We start from the raw sequence: 21,022 nt of genomic DNA, 5'->3' as shown, positions 1-21,022 counted from the left end.
GTGCGGTGACCCGACGGCCACCGCAACAAGGGGGTGGGGGTATTCGAGGGGGCGCGGTGCTCAGCCGACGGTGAGGACGAGCTTGCCGCGCACGTGTCCGCTGTCGCTGACCCGCTGGGCCTCGGCGGCCTTGGCGAGGGGGTAGGCGGTGACGGTGGTGGTCAGCTTTCCGGCCGCGGCGTCCTGGGCCACGACGGCCAGGCGCTCGGCGGAGTGTTCTCCGCCCGCGGAGAAGGTGACGCCCAGCTGGCCCGCCGCGAAGTCGGCGATGGTGACGATGCGGTCGGTGCCGCCGCGCAGGGTGATGGAGTCGGGCAGGGCGCCCTTGCCGGCCAGGTCGAAGACGGCGTCGACACCGTTGGGGGCCAGGGCACGAACCCGCTCTACCAGGCCCTCGCCATAGGTGGTCGGGGTCGCTCCGAGGGAGGCGAGGTAGTCCTGGTTCGAGGCGCCGGCGGTGGCGATCACACGGGCACCGCGGGCGGTGGCTAGCTGGACGGCTACGGTGCCGACCGCTCCGGACGCGCCGTGCATGAGCACGGTCTCCCCGGCGGTGACGCCCAGCTGGTCGAGGACCCTCTCGGCTGTCTCACTGGCGACCGGCAGCGCGGCCGCGTCCTGCCAGGACAGGCCGGAGGGCTTGGGTGCCACGACGGTGGCCAGCGCGTACTCGGCGTACGAGCCGGTGTCCGACCAGCCGAGAACCTCGTCGCCGACCTGTACGTCGCTCACGCCCTCGCCGAGCGCGTCGACGACGCCTGCCAGCTCGCCGCCGGGGGTGGCGGGGAACGTCGTGGGGAACATGGCCTCGAGCGCCCCGGCGCGGGTCTTGCCGTCCAGCGCGTTCAACCCGGCCACCTTCACCCTGACGCGGACCTGGCCGGGGCCCGGCTGCGGGGTCTCGACGTCGGCCTCGTGCAGCACGTCCGGGCCGCCGAACTCGTCGAAAACGATCGCCTTCATGATGACTCCGTTCGTTCTGCTGACTCCGCCACGAAAAGCGTGGCTGGACACATAACAACCGTAACAGCAATCACGTGGCTAGCCAAGTATTTCCGGGAGCGGAGTGCGGAACGCCTGGTGCGGAGATCCGCGGGATGCGCCCGCCAGTCATGTCGCTGACTGCGCAGATCTCCGTGACTGCTACAGACAGGCGTCGTCGGCCCTGCTCACAGCAGGGCATCGCGCACGCCACCGACAGCAGCTGCGAGTCACCGTCGCATCGCCCGACTCCGCCGACTGCGGAGCCTTCTCGGCGCTCTGCGCCTCGGCAGAGGGCCGCGGATCCCGACCGGTCGCGGGCCGACGACCGGAAAACCCCTCAAGGAGTACCGCCATGGTCCGTGTCTACGACGCAGAGCTCGCGCCGACGGGGGGCAACTGCCCGAATCGGACGGCGCGTCCCGCGGCCCGGCGCCGGTGATCAGAGCCGGCGTCTGGCCTCACGGGTGGCACGTCACAGAGCTTTGTTCAAACCGTGGCCGACGACGCGCACCGACGCTTCCGACGAGTGGAAGGCCCGGGACACGGCGGCGGTCAAGTACCGGTCCGGAGGACGCCTGCCCTCACCGGGACCGGCATCGCCCTGCTGGCGCGCGCTCCCAGCAGGAACTCGCCTGCCCGGTGCCCGTCACCAGGCAGGCAGACCACGGCACCGCCGCCGTGGACGGCCGGGACGGCACACCGCCCGGCCCGGCCGTGCAGGCGCCGGCGGCTCAGGGCTCGACGAACTTGTCCGCCAAACCCCGTTCCAGGTAGTCGTCCGGCAGATCCTGGATGACCAGCTCTGCTTCGGTGCGCCTGGTGTGCAGCCGCCAATAGGCGTCGGCGATGGTCTGCGGCTGGGAGTCGTGGCCCCCTTGGCCGATGAAGGCGGCGATCGCCACGTGCGCGGCGTAGACGCCGGTGCCGGCGAGCGCCGCGTGCAGGTTGAGGATCCAGTTGCGCATCCCGCCGGTGGCGATCTGGACGTTCGCCACGTGCGGGGCGATCACCGGCCCCGACCCCGCCCCGCTGCTGACCAGGATCGTCCCCGTGCCGCGCTCCAGCATGCCGGGCAGGACGTGCTGCACCGCCGCCACGCCCCCGAGCAGATAGAGGTCCAACTGGGCCAGAACCGAGTCGACGGTTACCCTTCGTGGCCTCGACCAGCGGCGCGCGGCGCAGGTCGGCCGGGGACGGCGCGGGCGAGTACTCGAGTATGTCGATCGGTCCCAGCCGCTCCTCGGCGGCGGTGAGCGCCGCGTGCAGAGCGGGACGGTCGGTCACGTCGGCGGGGAACGCCTCGGCCCGAACGCCCATGTCGGACAGGTCGTCGGCCACCGCCTGCAGCGTCGTACGGCTGCGGGCGATCAACGCCACGTCGACCCCCTCGGCGGCGAACCGCCGGCCGATCGCGCGCCCCAGTTGCGGGCCTGCGCCCACGATCGCGAGCGTGCTCAATTCCCCACCTCGTTATCCTTGTATCGACATTCCGGACCGCGGATGTCAAATCTTCGATGCATGCCGGGACAACGGTAGGAAGCGTGTGGTCTCGGCGCCTCGGACCGGCGCGTCAGCCCGAACGGGAGATTCGCGACAACGATGAGCGGCACTTTCTCGGCAGAGGTGAGCGGCGCGAACGCCTTCAGCGACTTCGCACACGAGTGGCGGAGCCGGATGGGCGAGACCTTCGCGCTGGCACCCTTCCGCCGGACGACCGTGTCCGGCTTCTCGGCGCGGTCCCGCGGGTTCCGGGTGCGGGACATGATGTTCAACCGCTTCGAGACCGCGGCCGCCCTGCGGACGGCGGGCCGACGGGTCGGGGCCGACGATCACGTACGCCTGTGGATCGTCCACCGGGGAACCTGGCGGTTCGAGGAACCGGGAGGAGCCGAGCACACGGCATCGGCCGGCCGCCTGCTGGTACAGACGGGAAGGCTGTCCCACTTCTCCGCGGAGCCGCACACCGCCGTGCAGGTACTCGTCCTGCCCGCCGCAGAGGTGCGGCCCCGACGGGGCGGGCCGGCTTCCGGTCCGGCCGAGACCCCCGAGGTGCGGCTGCTGACGGCGCACGCCGCCATGGTGGGAAGGATGCTGGACCGTCTCGGACCGGCCGGGGTCGACGCCGCCCGCGGCACCCTGGCCGAGTTGGCCCGGGCCGCCGCCGGGGGCGGCCTGGACGACGTGGAGCCCCTGTTGTCGCCGGCCCTGGCCCAAGCCGCGCGGGACCTGGCCGACCGCCGGCTCACCGACCCCGCCCTGTCCCCCTCGGCTCTCGCCCGGGAGCTGAACGTCTCCCCGCGTACCCTCCAACGGGCCTTCGCCAGGGAAGGCCGACCGCTGAGCACCTACATCCGGCGCCGCCGCCTCGAGGAGGCATGCCGCGCGCTCGTCGCACCGCACCGGCGCATGACCGTCACGGAGATAGCCACCCGCTGGCAATTCGCTGACAGCGGCCACTTCGCCCGCGTCTTCCGCAAGTACTACGGCCGGACCCCGACCGACTACGCCGCGACCGCTGCTCGTGAAACGGATGCCAGCTAGCTGTGCGGGGCCGGTGCCACCCCCCGCCCCCGGCGGGGATGCCGGGTCAGCCGAGGCACACCACCAGCAGACAGAGCTGCGGCGAGGACGGTTCCGCCGCGGGTGGTGTCCGGGGCGCGTCTTCGTCGCTGCCGGCGCCGGGCGCGGAGGTGGCCGGCGGATGCCGTGTCCCGGGGTCCGTGTCCTTCGGGGGCGTGTCGCCGGAGGCCGGAGCGGTGGTGTCGGGCTGGGGCCGTGCGGTCGTCGGGACCTCGGTGGTCCCGGAAGGCGTGGTGCCGTTGCTCTGCGGCGGGGCCGTCGCCGTCGAACGGTGCCGGGACTCTACGGGCTGCTGCGGCTCGGCACTGTCCGTCGACGGGCGCGGCTGCTGCTGCGGCTGCGACACGCCGGAGACGGGCGCCGGCCCCTGTGCGCGCTTCGGGGCGGTCGGTGCGGTGGTCGTCGGGGGCCCTTGCCCGGGGGTCCGCTCCGGCGAGACGGACGGAGTCCGGTTGTCCGAGGCGGTGGCGGCCTCGGCCCGGTGGTCGGCGTGCCGGTCCACCGAGGCGATGGTCAGACCGCCGCCGACGATGGCGACTGCACTCGCGACGACCGCGCGGCGCTTGTTCTTCTTCCAGCGGGCCAGCTGGCGGCGACGGGCCGCCCGCCCCATCTGCCGCGTGGGCGGCCCGTCCGTGTCATCGATGTCCGTGGCACCGGTGTCGGCACGAGGAAGGGGCGGGGATGCGGGGGCGAGGGCGGGTTCGATGGCGGGCGGGGGCCAGGCGGCGCGCGGCCCCGCGCCCGCGGCGTCACCGATGCCGCCTATCTCACTTGTGTCCTCCGTGCCCCCGGTATCCCCGCCGACGTGCGGGTCGATGTCCGGGGCGTAGGCGCCGCACCCGGGGCACACCAGGGCGCCGTTGAGGTGCCGACGACATGAGGAGCAGTAATCCATCTGCGGTCTACCGGTCTTCCTGTTCTACTGCACCGTCGGCTCATCCGGGGCCACGGCCTGGCTGCAATACGCGGGATTCATACGGGGATCAAGCAGCCAGTCACGCTAACGGGACTTTCGCAAGGCTGTGCGCAGTCCGTGTGACGCTCCTGCGACGATTCCATGGGCATGAAGGAAGAGGGCCACGACGCCGGTGGCCCTGGCTCCTGGGTCGCGGGTGTCTGCCTCCCGGCGCCGTGCCGACCGGATGGAGCCGCCGCTGTCCCAGACCTCGGCGAACGGACCCACGGGGTCGGTGTCCAGGACTGAGGCCGAAGTCGCCCACACTCGGTCGTAGTCCGACCACCAGCGGCCGCCCGTCGGGCGGCACTTCGGCCCCACGGCCGGCGGGGAGGACCTGCCAGGCGGCTTGTGGGGTGATTGGCGGGTGTTGGGGTGACGCGACCTGTGCCGTACGCCTGTGCGCCCCTGTACGCCCACTCCCCGGCCTGTCCCGGCCCGGCGCACGGTCAACGCTATGGCGGATACGCGAATGCAGGCATGCACGGGGCGCGGGGACGGCTCCGACTGCCCCAACGGGGAAACCGTGGAGACCGGCGTACTGGTGGACGGGGTGCGGTGCGAGGAATGCCGACACCACTATGAGCTGGACCAGACGGAGCCGGCCCGGCGCCTGCCCGTGGACGAGGGGCCTACGCGACCGAACGGGGACCCGTGGGAAGCCGGGCCCGGTACAGCAGCGTAGGGATTGAAGGCCAACAAGGCGGCTCGACCACCGGATGGTACGGCCGGCCCGAGGGATACGGCTCGACGCAAGTCAGGAGCGTACAGACCGGCCGGCCGCCCGCCCGACGGTCGCAAAGTCCTTCCTCGACGGCAGCGGTGCCGGCTTCCATGCGGTCACCTCCTGGACGAAGCCGCCCTTGTCGGCACCGATGTCGCTCCAGACCTTGTCCGTCACGGGCAGCCGAGCCCAGTTGACGGGCTCCCCTGCTCGTCGCTCATGGCGGCATGATGTCCGTCGCGGTTGGGCGGGGGCCGGCAAAGGCCGACTTCGGAAGAAGAGTTGAGGTGGGCGAGTGCGTGCGAGTGGCGTCATCGCGGGGGCGGTCATCGTGGACGTCGACCAGGTTCTTCTGATCCGCCGCCAGGTGGCTGTCGGCGGGTTGCGGTGGTCGTTGCCGTCGGGCAAGGCGGAGCCGGGCGAGTCGACGCTTCAGGCGGCGGCCCGCGAGGCCCTGGAGGAGACGGGGTCGTTGTGGCGCCGACGGTGCTGCTGGGTGAGCGCAGACATCCGGCGACGGGATGGCGAGTGTCGTACGTGGCATGCCGACTGCTGGGTGGTGTGGCTAGGGCGGCGTCGCCACGGGAGGTCGCCGAGGTGGCCTGGGTCGGGCTGTCGGGCGTGCGGGAGCTCGTCCCGGGAGGCCTGTACGGGCCGGTGCAGGGGTTCCTGGCCCGGGCGCTCGGTCGTTGACCATCCGGCATCACACGACACGGAGCCCGCCCGAGCCCTTCGCATGCCTCCCGGACGGGGCGCCATCAACGCCTCACCTGAGGGCTGTTGCAAGGGACCTGCCCAGCGGCCGAGGGCAGATTCAACCGGTCGTCGCAACACCTTGATTTCGGAGGTGTTCAAGATCGCTACGGAGGACTGGAGCCGGAAGACCGGCGATGTGCCCGAGGAGCTTCGGCGGCAGTGGCGTGCTGATCGGGCGCTGAGGCCGGCGATGCGCTCGCCTGGCCGGCCTGATCCGTCGCGGGTGGTGCAGCGGCAGTTCTGGCGGCTGATCGCCACGGGCATCACGACGGCTGAGGCATCGCTGGCGGTCGGGGTTTCGGTGCCGGTCGGCTCTCGGTGGTTCCGTCACGCTGGCGGCATGCCGCCGATCTCTCTGGCCGAGCCCACCGGCCGCTACCTGTCCTTCGAGGAGCGCGAGGAGATCGCGATTCTGCGTGCCCAGGACAAGGGCGTGCGAGAGATCGCCCGCGCGATCGGACGTGATCCGGGGACGATCTCGCGCGAGTTGCGCCGCAACGCCGCCACCCGCAGCGGGAAGCAGGAGTATCGGGCCACGGTCGCTCAGTGGAAGGCGCAGCAGGCCGCGAAGCGCCCGAAGGCGGCCAAGCTCGCGGGCAACGACAGGTTGCGTGAGTACGTGCAGGAACGGCTCGCCGGGAGTGTCCGTCGTCCCGACGGCTCGATTGTCACCGGTCCGAAGACGCCCGCGTGGAAGGGGCTGAACAAGCCGCACCGGCAGGACAGAAGATGGGCGACGGCATGGAGCCCGGAACAGATCTCCCGGCGGCTTCGCGTCGATTTCCCCGATGATGAGTCCATGCGCATCAGCCACGAAGCGATCTACCAGGCGCTGTTCATCGAGGGCCGCGGTGCGCTCAAACGGGAGCTGGTCGCGTGTCTGCGGACCGGCCGGGCGTTGCGTACTCCCCGCGCACGATCGCAGAACAGGCCGCAAGGGCATGTCACCGAGGACGTCGTCCTCAGCCAACGCCCCGCCGAGGCCGCGGACCGCGCTGTCCCCGGACACTGGGAAGGCGATCTGATCATCGGGACCGGCCGCTCCGCGATCGGCACGCTCGTCGAGCGCAGCAGCCGCTCCACACTCCTGGTGCACCTGCCCCGCCTCGAAGGCTGGGGCGAGAATCCGCCGGTGAAGAACGGCACCTCACTCGGGGGCTACGGCGCGATCGCGATGAACGCGGCGCTCACCACATCGATGGCACAGCTGCCCGAGCAGCTGCGCAAGACCCTGACCTGGGACCGGGGCAAGGAACTCTCCGGCCATGCCCAGTTCGCCCTCGATACCGGGACGAAGGTGTTCTTCGCCGATCCGCACTCGCCCTGGCAACGACCGACGAACGAGAACACCAACGGGCTGCTGCGTCAGTACTTCCCGAAAGGCACAGACCTCTCCCGGTGGTCGTCCGCGGACCTCGAAGCCGTCGCCCTGGCCATCAACAACCGGCCCCGCAAAATCCTCGGCTGGAAGACCCCGGCGGAGGTGTTCGAGGAACAGCTACGCTCGCTACAACAGCCCGGTGTTGCAACCACCAGTTGAACTCGCCCAGCAACCCTGACAGCAAGTCAGCACATCACCACACCAGGTGATCGAGGAAGAGGAGAACAGGCCAGGTCAGACAGGCCGTGAGGGTTCAGCCTCGTTTGGTGTCTGTGGAGGGCAGGGGCGGCTGCCCCTGTACTCGAAGACAGAGTCGCAGCCGCGTGCTGGCCACTCGCGTCATACACCGGACGTCATACACCGGACGTCGTTCAGCGGCTGGTCGCACGACTCCGCGTCGGGCTTACGAGCCTGCTGCCTCGTATCCCGGCGCTACGCCGGCTCACGATCCGATTGTCGGAGCGTCCCCGCAGCACGCGCTGCATCTGCCCGTGACGCGGTTGGTCGGCTCCGATCGCGCATCCGAAGGCTGATCAGTGCGGTGCCGGTGAAGACGGCGGCCTCGTAGATCATGGCGTGCCGAAACGCGGCGCCCGGGCCGGCGGCGGGTGCGAAGTAGACGAGCCCCGCCGCAGCCACTCCGATCGATCCGCCCAGTTGCTGAGCCGTGGGCAACAACCCGGACAAAGAACCGGCCGCGGAGCCATCCACCCGCGCCAGCACCAGAGCGAACACCGAGGCGGTGAACGCGCCGAATGCGGCGCCGCCGAGAGCCAGGACCGGCAACGCCGCCCAGCGTCCGGTCGCCGTGCCGATGAGCGGTGCGAGAGCCAGGGCCGCCGCCGCCAAGACCAGTGCCGAGACCGTGAGCACGGCCGACCCGTGCCGGCGGGCCAGCGCGGGTGCGCCACGGCTGCCCAGCACGGCCGCAGCAGCGAAGGGGGCCGACGTCAGCGCGGCGGTGAGGGCGGGATACCCAATGGCCGACTGCAGATGCAGGAACAGCAGATACGTGAAGGACGGCACCCCGGAGTTGAACACGAACACCAGCAGCACCCCCGCACGCGCCCTCCGGTCACGGAACAGCGACGGATGCACCAGGGGATCCGGCCGGTGCGGGAGAGTCAGGGCGAAGCAGCCGAGAACGGCCACGGATACGGCCAGCGTGGCCCATGTCCACCAGGGCCAGCCGGCTTCCCCGCCCAGCGCGAGCGGCAGCACCAGCGCACCGAAGCCCACGGTGGTCAGCAACACGCCCACCCCGTCCACGCGCTGTCCGGCCGCGCCACGCGTGCGAGGCAGTACGGTGGCGCCCGCGAGCGAGACGAGCGTCACCGGCACCGTCACCAGGAACACCGAGCGCCAGCCGAGACCGAAGAGGTCGGCACCGACGAGAAGTCCGCCGATCAGCGGCCCGGCCAGCGACGCCAGGCCCATCGTGGCACCGAACAGTCCGAGGGCCCGTGGGCGCCGGGCAGCGGGGACGGCGACCTGGATGATCGACAGAACCTGCGGGGCGACCAAGCCGCTGCCCGCGCCCTGGATCAGCCGGGCCGCAATGAGGAATACGGCATCGGGAGCACACGCGGCGGCTACTGAACCGGCTGTGAAGACGACGGTGCCGAGCACGAACAGACGGTGGTAGCCGTACCGTTCGCCGAGGCGCGCGGCCGTGATGAGCAAGCAGGCGTAGGCCAGGGTGTAGCCGGCGAGGATCAGCTGTACGGCACCTGAGTCGGCACCCAGGTCGGTCCGGATCGCCGGTGCGGCGATCTGCGCGACGGTGACGTTGAGCAACTGCACGAATGTCGCGCTCAGTACGACCAGCAGTACGAGCCGCCCGCCGTCGGCTTCGGGCCGTCTCCCGCTCAGGGACGGGGAGCCCTTCAAGGTCCGATGCCGGCTCACGAGGCGAGGGCCTCGGCGAGGTCGCCCGGCCGGGCGGCGAACGGGCTGTGACTGCCGGGCAGGGTATGCACGGTGAACGGGTTGGCGGGGAAGGCCAGGTCGGCCTCCGCGATCATCAGGTCCTGCGCGGCCGGTGCCAGCGCCCGGTCGTCGGCGCAGCGCAGGAAGGTTCGTGGAATCCGACCCCACCGTTCCGTGGTCAGGGTGACCGGAGTCGTCGGGATCGCCAGGGGCAGATCAGGGCTCAGCGCGGACCGCCACCGGTCAAAGCGGTCCAGGGGGGTGTCGTGGTAGTGGGTTTCCCGCAGTTCGTCGAGGTAGGCGGGGTCCGGTGAGAGCGGATTGATCCGTACGGCGCCCAGGGCCCCGGGGTCGCCCAGGTTCAGGCTCTGGCCCAGCGCGGTGGCATTCTCGGGTGAGCCGAGGTAATCGAAGAACCGCGGCCGCCCGCCCGGGACGAACGCGGACAGGTAGACGATCCGGTCCACCAGTTCGGGCGCCCGCTCCGCGGCCAGGGACGCGGGACCGCCGCCCGCGCTGTGCGCGACGAGCACGACCGTGCGATAGGGACGCACCTGGAGCAGGACGCTCAGGACTGCCTCGGCGCAGTCGTCCATCGTCAGGGTGGCGAGCTGTGACTTCTCGGTCAGCAGGCCCGGCTGGCCGGGCAGCAGGTAACCGGTGGGCAGGGGTGCGTCGAAGCCGTGCCCCGGCATGTCGACGGCCACGCTCGCCGCGCCCAGTCCGGACAGCGCGCGCTGCGTCGCCGCCCATTGTCCGGAGCTGTGCCAGGCGCCGTGCACGAAAACGAAGACCGTGTCGGTCAGAGATGCGTTCTTCATGGCTCCATTCCAGACAGGAACCACAGCGCCATCCATTCATAGATCTGGTAAGTGGCATGGCCATATCTTTGAGGTATTGCCAGTAGTCGATCAGATGGAGGGCAGGACATGGAAGCGCGGCACCTGCGGTACGCGGTTGCTCTCGCCGAGCACCAACACTTCGGCCGGGCGGCCGGCGAGCTGGGCATCGCGCAGCCGCCGCTGTCCAAGCAGATCGCCGACCTGGAGCGCGAGGTGGGGGCCCGGCTGTTCGACCGCACACGTCAGGGGGTGTTCCCGACCGCCGCCGGCGAGGCGTTCCTCGCGCGGGCGCGCCGGGCGCTCGACGAGATCGCGGCGGCCACGGTCGACGCGGGCCGGGCCGCGCGCGGCGAGACAGGACGTCTGCGACTCGGCTTCATCGCCTCGGCACTGCTCGACCCGCTCCCGGGCGTCCTGAGCCGGTTCGGCCGTGAACGGCCCGACGTGAGACTGGAACTGCACGAGATGGCGACCAGCCGCAGCAGCCCAGCTCTTGTCGCCGGGGAGCTGGACGTGGCCCTCACCCTCGGCCCACCACGGGGTGCCGGGGTCGAGCATCTCGTGTCCGTCCCGATCGGAAGCGACCACGTGATCGCTGTGGTAAGTACGCTGCACCCTTATGCGGGTCAACAGTCCGTAAGTGCCGGTCAGTTGCGGCGACAGCCGCTGATCGTGTCGGCCGGCGAGGACGAGCCCGCCGTAGTCGCCGAACTGCGCACCCTTCTGGGCCCGGACTCATCGGCTCTCGGCGACGCGACCGTGGCGAGGGACGTGCACACGATCATCGGCCTCGCCGCCTCCGGCGTGGGCGTCGGCCTGGGGCCATCCCGCATGAGGGCAGTCCCGCGTCCGGGAGTGCGGTTCTGCGAAGTGACCCCGCGCACGCCCCTGCCCGATCTCGTCCTGTCCTTCGCGGCCCGCGATCACTCCCCGGTGCTGCGCGCCTTCCTCGACACGGTCCGGAAGAACTGTCCTGATGTCGGTGCCGCGCTCAACGACCGGCTCCGGTCCCACACTTGATTCGGTCCAGTCATCCCTTCGCATGCGCGTGACCGGCCATCCGGCACGGTTCGGCCTCGGCCTGAGACACACGGCGTACACCTGGTTCTTGTGGGGGCGGGCAGGTCGGTGATGGCATACAGTGCCTGGCCGAGCGTCCCGTTGGGGTTCCGCTCGCGGGCACGTTGGAGGAATCCGTGCTGCTCCGGTCCCGTCGTGCCGCAGTACCAGCTGCTGCGGGACATGGTGAAGGGGAGCCGTGCAAGAGCGTGTTCCCCGGGATGTGGACGTCGGTGAACGAGGAGCGCTCACGTGCACCGACAGCAAGACGGCACGCCAGCGGAGCGATGACGGGTGAAGCATGCGCGAGGCGTACACCGCGACGGAAGTCAAGAACCGGCCGGAAGACGACGTCCGTCCTCGCCGACGTCTTCGACAAGATGCCCGACCCCCACCACGACACGAGCGGCCGCATCGTGGAGGGCTGAGGCACAGCACTTCGCTGGGTACCGGCCGTCCCTCGAGCCGAGGACCGACAGGCTGCGGCCCAGCCCTCCAGTGCCGGGCTTCGTGTGGCGGCCGACTCTCACAGCCGGCCTCCGAAGCGCCCCCTCACTCGCTCCAGCGATCTGAAAACGATCGGGCACCGAGGGTGTCGGGGTGCTCGGGTCCCAACACGCGTGCCATGTCCGGAACGAGGCCGGCCAGCAGGCGCGCGGCCTCCGCACGCTCCCCCGCCTCTCCGAGGAAGACGGCGTGGCCCATGCGGGCACCGAGGGTGTCGCGGTGCCCGGGTCCCAACACGCGTGCCATGTCCGGAACGAGGCCGGCCAGCAGGCGCGCGGCCTCCGCACGCTCCCCCGCCCCTCCGAGGAAGGCGGCGTGGTCGCCGCGAGCGGTCAGAATCTTGGCATCGGTGGCTCCGTTGCGGACCAGGTCAGGGATGAGGTCGCCCAGCAGGCGCGCTGCGTCCGCAGGCTCCCCCGCTTCACCAACGGCCAGGGCGTGGCGTCGGCGAACCTCCAGGGTGTAGTAGTGGCCGGCTCCCCGGACGCGTGCCATGTCCGGAATGAGGTCGGCCAGCAGGCACGCGGCCTCCGCAGGCTCCCCCGACTTTCCGAGGCAGGTGGCATGGTATAGACGGACATACAGGGTTCCGTGGTGGTCAGGTCCCCACGCCCGGGCCCGATCACGAATGAGGTCGGCGAGCACGCGTGCCGCCTCCTCGAACTCGCCCGACCTTGCGAGCTTGATCGCGTACCAGTGGCGGCGGCGCAGGGCGCGAGGCTTCGGCTCGGAGTCTCCGGCGGGGCCGGCCGGGCGGTCCGTATCCGGTGGCCGCTGGCGCGGGTGGGTCTGGGCGTGCCGTGGGGGTGTGGTGAGCGGGAGCGCGGAATCGTGGGAGGGCGGGGTGGTGTATGGCGTGGTGGCGGGTATGGCGCGTGTCTGGATCAGGGCGGTCACGGCCTGGGGCCACGGCGGGGTAGGCAGGACGTCATCGGGTGGATCCCAGTGAGCGGTGATCTGTCCGAGGAGTTGGACGGTGGTGGGTCTGTCTGCGGGGTTCTTCGCCAGGCACGCGGCGACCAGGGCGTGTAGCGGGTCGGTCAGCCCGTCCAGCCGTGGCTCGCCATTGACAACGCGGTGCAGGATGGCCAGCGGCGGGCCCAGCCCGAAGGGCGCGTGGCCGGTGGCGGCGAATGCGATCACGGCTCCGAGGGCGAAGACATCGCTGGCCGGACCGATCTGGCCGCCTTCGGCTTGCTCCGGGGACATGAAGCCCGGCGTGCCGATCGCCGTGCCGGTGCCGGTCAGCACGGTGGCGTCCATCGCGCGGGCGATCCCGAAGTCGATCACGCGCGGGCCGTCCGCGGCGAGCAACACGTTCGACGGCTTGAGGTCACGGTGGAGCAGGTCCTTGGCGTGGATAGCCTGCAACGCCTCGGCCAGCCCGGCTGCCACGGGCCACACCGAGTCTTCCGGCAACGGCCCGCTCCTGGTCACCGCATCGGTCAGGGTCGGCCCGGGAATATAGACGGTCGCGATCCACGGTGGCTCGTCTTCCGGACCGGCTGCCACCACCGGCGCGGTGAACGCACCACTGACTGCTTGCGCGGCGGCCACCTCCCGCCGGAAACGACGCCGGAACTCCGCCTGCCGCGCCAGGTCCGGATGCACCACCTTCACCGCCACCGCACGCCCACCCGGCGAACGCCCCAAAAACACCTCCCCCATCCCGCCCGCGCCCAGCCGCCCACGCAACACGAAACTCCCCACCTGCACCGGATCCCCAGCCGCCAGCGGCTCCACGGCACTCCTCTCCAGCGGCACAACGCGCACCAACAACCAGTCGAAACCTACCCAACCACCGAACTCTGACCGCGCAGTTCGAAACAGACACATACGGAGTCCGACACTCCGGCACTCATGGAGTCAAGGAGAACAGCAAGGGCCGGCCCCTGTCAGCTTTCGAAGGCTGGTCGACATAGTCGGATTCCCTGCGCTGTGTATTTCTCCGAACGCTTGCGGGCTTCGACCGGCGGCCGACTGTTCTCACGAGTCGACCGCCGCCCGCCCCAACTCTTTAAGATCAGCGGGTGAAGCTGGAGGTCGAACGTGTCTGAGGATCTGGCAGGGCAGCTGCGGCAATTGCGCGATCTGACCGGGCGGAGCCTGCGGGAGCTGGCCCGTGATGTGCAGGGCAGCAGTTCCTCGCTGTCGCGCTACTTTTCCGGCCAGGCCGTTCCTCCTTGGCCGACGGTGGTGGCACTGTGCAAGGTGGCCGGTCGCGATCCCAGGACGATGCGTGAGGTGTGGGAGCGGGCCAAGAACGGGCCCGCCGCGAGCAGTGGAGAGGCTGCGCCGGTGCGCAACCAACTGCCCCACGACATCCCGGCCTTCACCGGGCGCCGTCAGGAGCTGGCCGCCCTCCTCGACGCGGCACGGAACACGCCGATGGTGGCGATCGACGGCATGGGCGGGGTCGGCAAGACCGCGCTGGCCGTACACGGAGCGCATCTGCTGACCGCCGACTTTCCCGATGGCCAGCTCTACTTGGATCTCCACGGGTTCACTCCGGGCCGGGAGCCGGTCGAGCCCGCGGAGGCACTGCGGGTGCTGCTGGCCGCGCTCGAAGTCCCGCCCGGCAGGATTCCCGACGGGGTCGTCGAGCGGGCCGCGCTGTGGCGGTCGGAGCTGGCGGCCCGTCGCGCGATCGTACTGCTGGACAACGCCGCCGACGCCGATCATGTGCGCCATCTGCTCCCCGGTGCCGGCCGGAGTTTCGCCGTCCTCACCAGCCGTCGACGGATGGTGGAACTGGACGGCATCCGACCGATCTCGCTGGACGTCCTGCCGGACCAGGACGCCGCTGAACTGTTCGTCGCATCGGCGGGCGGGCCTCGTCCTGGTGATGTCGCCGAGGTGCTGCGCCGATGCGGGAACCTGCCACTGGCCATCCGGGTGGCCGCCGCGCGTCTGCGGCACCGGCCCGCGTGGACACTCGACACCCTGGTGGAACGGCTGCGCGAGGGCGAGCTGTCGGTGTCGGACGTGTTCGCGATGTCGCTGCGCCAGCTCGACCCTGCCCAGCGGCGCATGTTCCGATTGCTGGGGCAGGCTTCGGGCACCGACATCTGTGTGTACGGCGCCGCCGCGCTTGTCGGCATCCCGGTGAGCAACGCCCGGGAGCTGCTGGAGGAACTGGTCGACGCGCATCTGGTCCAGGAGTCGACGGCGGGCCGCTATCGGATGCACGACCTGCTGCGGCAGGCGGCTCGCGCGGACGGCACCGAGCCCGACGGTGTGACCGCGGTGGCCAGACTGGCCGACTACTACCTGAGCGGCGTGCTGGCGGCGAACCGGGCTCTGCGGCATGAACTGGCACCCCTGCCCGTCACGATCACCCACCCGACCGGTCTCCTCCCCGCGATGGACGGTCTGATGGGCGGGCTCGCATGGCTTGATCGCGAATGGGACAACATCGAGGCGGTGTTGGCTCTGGCTGTGGAGCTGCGGTTGGACACCTCCGTGATCGGGCTCACCCTGACAGCGAACATCTACTTCATACGACGTGGTGGTCTCGGCCGCTGGGAGCACATGATCGATACTGCCCTCTCCGCCGCAGTGCGCCGGGAGGATCGCCGATCGCTGATCTGGTTGCGGTACTACCGCGGGCTCGCCCGACACCTCGGTGGCCGACCGGGGGCTCTGCCTGAGTTCGAAGCGGTGCGGGCGTTGATGGCCGAGGCGGGTGATGTGCACCTCGAATTCGAGGTGCTGCAACGACTCGCGGAGCAACGCATGCGGACGGGCGACTTCGAGGGATGCATCGAGCTGTTGCGCCAGGGCGAGGTGATCTTGCCGGACGGTTCGGACTTCGACGTCTACCGAGTGCTGACCCAGGCGCGCATGGGAAAGGCACTGGTCCGACTGGAACGCTACGAACAGGCGCGGGAGGCCGCGCAGTCGGTGATCCAGACGGCCCGCGCGCGCAACGACCCTCAGTTGGTACGTCTCTGCCTGGACGTGCTCGCCGCCGCCGCGCTCGGGCTCGGTGACGCGCGGACCGCGCTGACATTGTCCCGGCAGGCGGTGGCGCACAGCCGGGCGACGGGTCACCAGATCTTCGAGGCCGTCAGTCTGACCGACGCCGCTGTGGCCACCCGGCACCTCGGCCTTGTCGAAGATGCACTGGTCCTGCACGAAGAGGCGCGGAACCTCATCGAGGCAACCGGGGAGCAGCAGTACGCCATCGGCGTGCTGATCGCGTACGGCGAGACGTGTCGGCTGTCCGGCGACGCCGTCGCGGCCGCGCGGCTCCTGGGCCGAGCCCTCGAACTCGCCAACGGGCTGGACATGCCCGCTCTCGCCGACGAAGCCCGCCGCAACCTCCACCTGCTCGGGGAGTGCAAGCTCGGCGCCTGACCCCGCTCCTGGCACGGGGAACCGGGACTGCCGAAGGGTGTCCCGTCCCGTCCCAGGACAGCCAGGCAATGCCGGTCCGATGAAGTAACGGTCCAGGTCAGCCGGGCGTCGGGGGATGCCCCGCCGTCCCAGGAGGCGAGGCACGGCTTGTCCCGCGGCAGACCGGCGGCAAGGCTCCTCGCCATGCCCACCACATCTGCCCTGCCGGCCGAGCTGGACGCGCTGCCCGCCCGGTGGGAAGTGCACGGCACGCTCGGCGCACCCGTCACAGCGGTCGCCGCGCTGCTGCTCGCCGTCGCCGAAGGGCGGGTGGGAGACGACAACCTTCTGGTGCTGGCCAGAGCCTCGACGGCACGGCAGGGAGCGATGACCGTTGTGGCCGCCTCCCACGCCGGCGCCTTTCGCGCCGAATCCGCCGGGCCGGTGGAGCCGGTGCAGATCCACGTGGACCGGGCCAGGGCCCGGCTGGCGGTGCAGAGTTGGTACGCCGGGGTTCACACCGTCACCGCATGCCCCACAGGCACTCGGGTGACCCATCGTGTCCACCGACTCGTCCCCGACCACCCGGGATTCACCGCCGGCATCGCCGATCTCGGCCTGCACGAGCGCATGACACGCGATCTTCGGCAAGTGCTGGGCGTCATCGCCGATCGGCTCGGCTGTTGACACACCTACCCATTTCGTCAAAGGAGTTCATACCCATGTCCCACGCTCTCGCCGAGCGGCACAGCGGCTTCTCCAGGACCGGGCTGGAACGAGTGCACGACGTTCTGGCACGGCATGTCGATTTCAGGAAGATGTCCGGAATCGTCGCGCTGGTCAGCATCGGCCTCCTACTCACCCACGTCGGCGCGTCCGTCCCCCCGGTGCAGCTCATGCACGATTTCTGGACCACGCTCTGCCAGGCCCTCGATTTCTGATGAAGCGTTCTCATATCCACGGGGACGAGTTCGCCGGGCCTTGCCCGTCCGTAGCTCCTGACGCGGTGCGCGGTCGAGGCAGGGATGAAGGCAGGACACCAAGACCCCTGGGCCGCGCAGTCCAAGGCGCCCCACCACACCAGGAGACTTTCACCATCACCCGACCGCCGCTGTCGCCGGCACACCTCTCGCGACCAGGTGGGACGCCATGGAGAGTTCAGGGAGCACAGCGTTGAGCGGGACACGGGATGAGCATGCTGAGCCGGTCGTCCGGCTCGGCGGTGTCAGCAGAGTCTTTGGCGGGGCAAAAAACCGAGTGACGGCTCTCGACGACGTGAGCATCGGTCTGGAAAAGGGGACCTTCACCGCCGTCATGGGTCCCTCCGGTTCGGGCAAGTCCACGTTCCTGCACTGTGCGGCGGGCCTTGACCGGCCGACGTCGGGTGTGGTGCACCTGGACGGTGTCGATCTCGCCTCGCTACGGGAGAAGGCACTGACGGCGTTCCGCCGCGAGCGCATCGGCTTCGTGTTTCAGGCGTTCAACCTGCTGCCGGCACTGAGCGTGGTGGACAACGTGACGCTGCCGCTGCGTCTGGCCGGCACCCGCCCCGAGAAGGCCGTCGTCGACGAGGTCCTGGAGCAGGTCGGCCTGTCCGGCAAGCGGTACAGCCGGCCCGGTGAGCTCTCCGGTGGCCAGCAGCAGCGGGTCGCCATCGCCCGGGCGCTCGTCACCCGGCCCGCAGTGATCTTCGGTGACGAGCCGACCGGTGCCCTGGACACGCGGACCGCCGCGGAAGTCCTCTCGCTGCTGCGGCAGTCGGTGGACGTGGCGGGACAGACCGTCGTCATGGTCACACACGACCCGGTGGCCGCCGCGTACGCGGACCGGGTCGTCTTCCTCGCCGACGGGAGACTGATCGGCGCGCTCGAGCGGCCGACCGTCGAGCAGGTCACCGAGCAGATGCGGCAACTGGGCACCTGGGGCGAGGCATTCGCGCTCCGGCAGACACGTCACGGGGTCCGCTGATGATCAGGCTCGCTCTGAGCACCCTGCGCTTCCACAAGGGCGGTTTCGTCGCCTCGTTCGTGGCCCTGTTCCTCGGTGCCGTCATTGTCATAGGCTCCGGGGGCCTGTTGGAGACCGGCATCCACAACGCGGCGCCGCCGCACCGCCTGGCCGCGGCTCCCATCGTCGTCACCGGCGATCAGCGTTACGCGAACACCCAGGCCGAGCTCGTCTTCCCCGAACGCCTGCACATGGACGCTGCTCTGGCGGACAGGATCGCGAAGGTTCCGGGGGTGGAGTCGGCCGTCCAGGATCTGTCGTTCCCGGCGGCCCTCACCACGGGCGGCCAGGTCACCGGCCACGGCTGGTCCTCCGCCGTGCTCTCCCCGTACAAGCTCACCGAAGGCACCGCGCCCGCCGCGGACGGTCAGATCGTGCTCGGCAGGAAGCTCGCGGACCGTACGGGGCTGAAGACCGGCGATCGGGTACGGCTCCTGGTCCATGGCGCCGAGCGGACCTACCAGGTGTCGGGCCTGGCCACCGGCCCTGACGACGGCGGTGACGTGTTCCTGGCGGATACCCAGGCCGCGCGGGCCTCGGACCGTGTCGGCAAGACCGACAACATCGGTGTCTTCCCCGCCTCCGGTACGAGCACGCAGGAGGTGGCCTCCGCCATCCGCACGGTCGTCGACGGCTCCCCCGTCACGGTGCTGACCGGGGACGATCGCGGCCGCGCCGAGGACCCCGCCGTGGTGGCCGACGGCAGCGATCTGATCCCGCTGGCCGCCGCCTTCGGCGGTCTGTCGGCGATGGTCACCGTGTTCGTGGTGGCCGGCACGCTCGGCCTCTCCATCCAGCAGCGTCGGCGCGAGATGGCGCTGCTGCGCACCATCGGCGCCACACCGGGGCAGCTGCGCCGCCTCGTCCTCGGGGAAACCCTCTGCCTCGCGGTCGTCGCCACAAGCATCGCGACCATCCCCGGACCCCGGTTCGGGCGCTGGCTCCTCAGCGCGTTCGCCGACGCGGGAGCCGTGCCGCACTCGATCGCCTACCGGGCCGGTTCCGTACCGGTGATTGTCGGCGTGGGCACCGCACTGCTCACCGCCGTCGGCTCGGCGTACATCGCGGCGCAGGCGGCGGCGCGCACCCGGCCGACCGAGGCACTGGCCGAAGCGACGCTGCAGCGCCGCTGGTTCAGCACTTTCCGGCTGATCGCCGGGCTGCTGTGCCTGGCCGGGGGCGCGGCCCTCGCCTGGGGCACCGCGGGCTCGGCCGGCCCGGACGCGGCCGGTGTCGCCACCCCGGCGGCGATGGTGTGGGCCGTCGCGTTCGGCCTCCTGGGCCCCGTCGTCGTACGAGGCCTGCTGGCCATGGTGGGCCGTCCCGTCGGGAAGGTGTCCGGGCTCGCCGGTGAACTCGCCGCACACAACGCGCGGGCCCGCACGGCCCGCCTCGCCTCCGCTGTGATGCCGGTGATGCTGGCCAGCGGCCTGGCGGTCGGCCTGCTCTACATGCAGACGACCCAGTCCGACGGCGCCAAGCGGGCGTTCGACGAAAACCTGCGCGCCGACGTCGTGGTGACATCGGCCTCCGGCGGACTCCCCCTCTCTCTCGTCGACACGATCCGCGAACAGCCGGGAGTGGCCGCGGCATCCGCGCAGATCCCCACTACTGGGTACATCGAGCCGGACGAGCCGATGCGGCCGAGCGAGGGCGAGGACACCGGCCCCCAGCCGACTGAGCTGTCCATGCAGGGCGTTACGGCGCAGGGTCTTGACCAGACGACGGCGTACCACGCGGCGAGCGGCCGCCTCACCGCGCTGAACGGCGACTCCGTGGCACTGCCCACCACCTACGCGAAAGGCCACCGGCTGGGCGACATGATCCCGATCCGGCTGGGCGACGGCACCCGGTTGGAACTGAAGCTGGTCGCCACGGTCGACGGGCGTCGCGGCTACGAGACCGCACTCGTCCCGGCGGCACTCCTCATCGGGCACACCGACGGCGGGCTCGTTCCCCAGATCCTGGTGAGCGCGACGGACGGCACGGACCGGGCCGAACTCGTCTCCTCCCTCACGAAGCCGGCGGAACAGTGGCCCGGGGTCCGGGTATCCGGCACGGAGGTACTGGAGGCCGCCCAGGCCGAGGCGGACGACACTCAGGCATGGATGGCGTACCTCGTCCTCGGCGTCGTCGTCGGCTACGCGACGCTCGCCCTGATCAACACGCAGATCCTGGCCACGACCGAACGGCGCAGGGAATTCATGCTGCAACGGCTCATCGGCGCCACCCGGCGCCAGATCCTGCAGATGGTGACGGTCGAGGCGGCCCTGGTAGCGCTGGCAGGCATCGTCCTCGGCCTCCTGGTCGCCACCGCGACCCTGGTACCGCTGAGTCTGAGCGTTCTCGGCACTGCCCTTCCCGGCGGGTCCCCGTGGATCCTGATCGTGGCGGTCGCCGGAGCTGGGGCCCTGACCCTGGTCACGACACTGCTCGCCGCGGGCGCTGTGCTACGCGCAAGGCCCGGGGACATGGCAGGCCTGCGGGAGTGACCGAAAGACGCAGAAGACTGCCTCATCGAGGCCCGGCCGCTGCCGCGCCGGGGGCGCCCTCGAGAAAGCTGCCCCATCGGCTTCGAGGTCCCGACGCCACGGTGCCGTTTTCAGGCCGTCGCTACGCCCTCTTCCCGTCGTCTGGAGGACGGAGAGGCACCAGTCGGAGGGATTGGAACCGCCCCGCGGCTAGGCAGAACCTGTGGGTCACCCCGTTCGTGCGGCAGGAAGGACGACCGCGATGCTGCACGACCCGAGCCCGGCAGTTCAGGCAGTTTCGTTTGGATCACCGGGCGGACCAGAGGAAGATGCCCGCGATGTGGGGCCGGCCAAGTAGACGGTGGCGGTCTTTCTCGTAGCGGGTGGCGATGCCGCGCCACTGGTCGGGTAGCCGGGTCATGTTGCCACGACCCGGCCCCCTCAGAACCGGGCATGCCTGTTTCCAAGCACCACGGCTCAAGCAAG

General features: G+C 70.6%; 14 protein-coding genes and 2 pseudogenes. 9 read left to right on the top strand and 7 right to left on the bottom strand.

Annotated elements, in window-relative coordinates:
• Positions 1-60: 60 nt before the first annotated feature.
• The 3 genes and pseudogenes from ACZ6IM_RS40490 to ACZ6IM_RS40480 form a co-directional block, all read right to left on the bottom strand.
• Positions 61-963, bottom strand: coding sequence for an NADP-dependent oxidoreductase (locus ACZ6IM_RS40490; RefSeq protein WP_469564111.1), 903 nt, complete (start codon positions 961-963; stop codon positions 61-63).
• Positions 964-1,715: 752 nt separating this feature from the next.
• On the bottom strand, positions 1,716-2,081 hold the full coding sequence (locus ACZ6IM_RS40485) for a Rossmann-fold NAD(P)-binding domain-containing protein (RefSeq protein ID WP_469564120.1): 366 nt from the start codon (positions 2,079-2,081) through the stop codon (positions 1,716-1,718).
• A 139-nt stretch (positions 2,082-2,220) separates the two neighbouring features.
• Positions 2,221-2,424: pseudogene (locus ACZ6IM_RS40480) on the bottom strand (SDR family NAD(P)-dependent oxidoreductase); the annotation flags it as partial.
• 159 nt (positions 2,425-2,583) lie between these two features.
• Between ACZ6IM_RS40480 and ACZ6IM_RS40475 the strand changes: the two are divergent.
• Entirely contained in the window at positions 2,584-3,525 is a 942-nt protein-coding gene (locus ACZ6IM_RS40475; RefSeq protein WP_469564108.1) for a helix-turn-helix domain-containing protein, read from the top strand.
• A gap of 46 nt (positions 3,526-3,571) precedes the next feature.
• On the opposite strand, the gene ACZ6IM_RS40470 is transcribed toward ACZ6IM_RS40475, so the two are convergent.
• Entirely contained in the window at positions 3,572-4,462 is an 891-nt protein-coding gene (locus ACZ6IM_RS40470; protein ID WP_469564105.1) for an SCO2400 family protein, read from the bottom strand.
• Between the two features lie 1,079 nt (positions 4,463-5,541).
• Between ACZ6IM_RS40470 and ACZ6IM_RS40465 the strand changes: the two are divergent.
• A pseudogene (locus ACZ6IM_RS40465) lies at positions 5,542-5,664 on the top strand (NUDIX hydrolase); the annotation flags it as partial.
• 528 nt (positions 5,665-6,192) lie between these two features.
• Positions 6,193-7,542 carry an IS30 family transposase gene (locus ACZ6IM_RS40460; RefSeq protein WP_469564118.1) on the top strand — a complete coding sequence of 450 codons (1,350 nt, stop codon included), beginning with the start codon at positions 6,193-6,195 and terminating at the stop codon, positions 7,540-7,542.
• A 273-nt stretch (positions 7,543-7,815) separates the two neighbouring features.
• Here the strand turns inward: ACZ6IM_RS40460 and ACZ6IM_RS40455 are convergent, their stop codons facing one another.
• On the bottom strand, positions 7,816-9,186 hold the full coding sequence (locus tag ACZ6IM_RS40455; RefSeq protein ID WP_469564103.1) for an MFS transporter: 1,371 nt from the start codon (positions 9,184-9,186) through the stop codon (positions 7,816-7,818).
• A 101-nt stretch (positions 9,187-9,287) separates the two neighbouring features.
• Positions 9,288-10,133, bottom strand: a complete 846-nt coding sequence (locus tag ACZ6IM_RS40450) for an alpha/beta hydrolase (RefSeq protein ID WP_052843856.1) — start codon at positions 10,131-10,133, stop codon at positions 9,288-9,290.
• Between the two features lie 108 nt (positions 10,134-10,241).
• Here ACZ6IM_RS40450 and ACZ6IM_RS40445 point away from each other — a divergent pair, with 108 nt between their 5' ends.
• Entirely contained in the window at positions 10,242-11,174 is a 933-nt protein-coding gene (locus ACZ6IM_RS40445) for a LysR family transcriptional regulator (protein ID WP_052843857.1), read from the top strand.
• A gap of 591 nt (positions 11,175-11,765) precedes the next feature.
• Here ACZ6IM_RS40445 and ACZ6IM_RS40440 read toward each other — a convergent pair.
• Positions 11,766-13,463: a serine/threonine-protein kinase gene (locus tag ACZ6IM_RS40440; protein ID WP_469564099.1), complete on the bottom strand. Its 1,698-nt coding sequence runs from the start codon at positions 13,461-13,463 to the stop codon at positions 11,766-11,768.
• 306 nt (positions 13,464-13,769) lie between these two features.
• Here ACZ6IM_RS40440 and ACZ6IM_RS40435 point away from each other — a divergent pair, with 306 nt between their 5' ends.
• The 5 genes from ACZ6IM_RS40435 (at position 13,770) to ACZ6IM_RS40415 (ending at position 20,557) form a co-directional block, all read left to right on the top strand.
• Positions 13,770-16,079 carry an ATP-binding protein gene (locus ACZ6IM_RS40435; RefSeq protein ID WP_469564096.1) on the top strand — a complete coding sequence of 770 codons (2,310 nt, stop codon included), beginning with the start codon at positions 13,770-13,772 and terminating at the stop codon, positions 16,077-16,079.
• Positions 16,080-16,262: 183 nt separating this feature from the next.
• Positions 16,263-16,745 (top strand): hypothetical protein, encoded by a 483-nt coding sequence (locus ACZ6IM_RS40430; RefSeq protein ID WP_469564094.1) that lies wholly within the window; start codon positions 16,263-16,265, stop codon positions 16,743-16,745.
• A 35-nt stretch (positions 16,746-16,780) separates the two neighbouring features.
• Complete coding sequence (locus ACZ6IM_RS40425; protein WP_052843860.1) at positions 16,781-16,999, top strand: transporter permease; 219 nt, start codon at positions 16,781-16,783, stop codon at positions 16,997-16,999.
• A 232-nt stretch (positions 17,000-17,231) separates the two neighbouring features.
• A complete protein-coding gene (locus tag ACZ6IM_RS40420) occupies positions 17,232-18,026 on the top strand; it encodes an ABC transporter ATP-binding protein (RefSeq protein WP_052843861.1) in 795 nt (264 codons plus the stop codon).
• Positions 18,026-20,557, top strand: coding sequence for an FtsX-like permease family protein (locus ACZ6IM_RS40415; RefSeq protein WP_469564091.1), 2,532 nt, complete (start codon positions 18,026-18,028; stop codon positions 20,555-20,557). Before ACZ6IM_RS40420 ends, ACZ6IM_RS40415 begins: the two co-directional genes overlap by 1 nt.
• Positions 20,558-21,022: the final 465 nt, after the last annotated feature.

Source organism: Streptomyces sp. NPDC042336, assembly GCF_055581985.1.
Note: the sequence above shows the minus strand (reverse complement) of the source record. Positions and strands in the feature narration are given on the sequence as shown.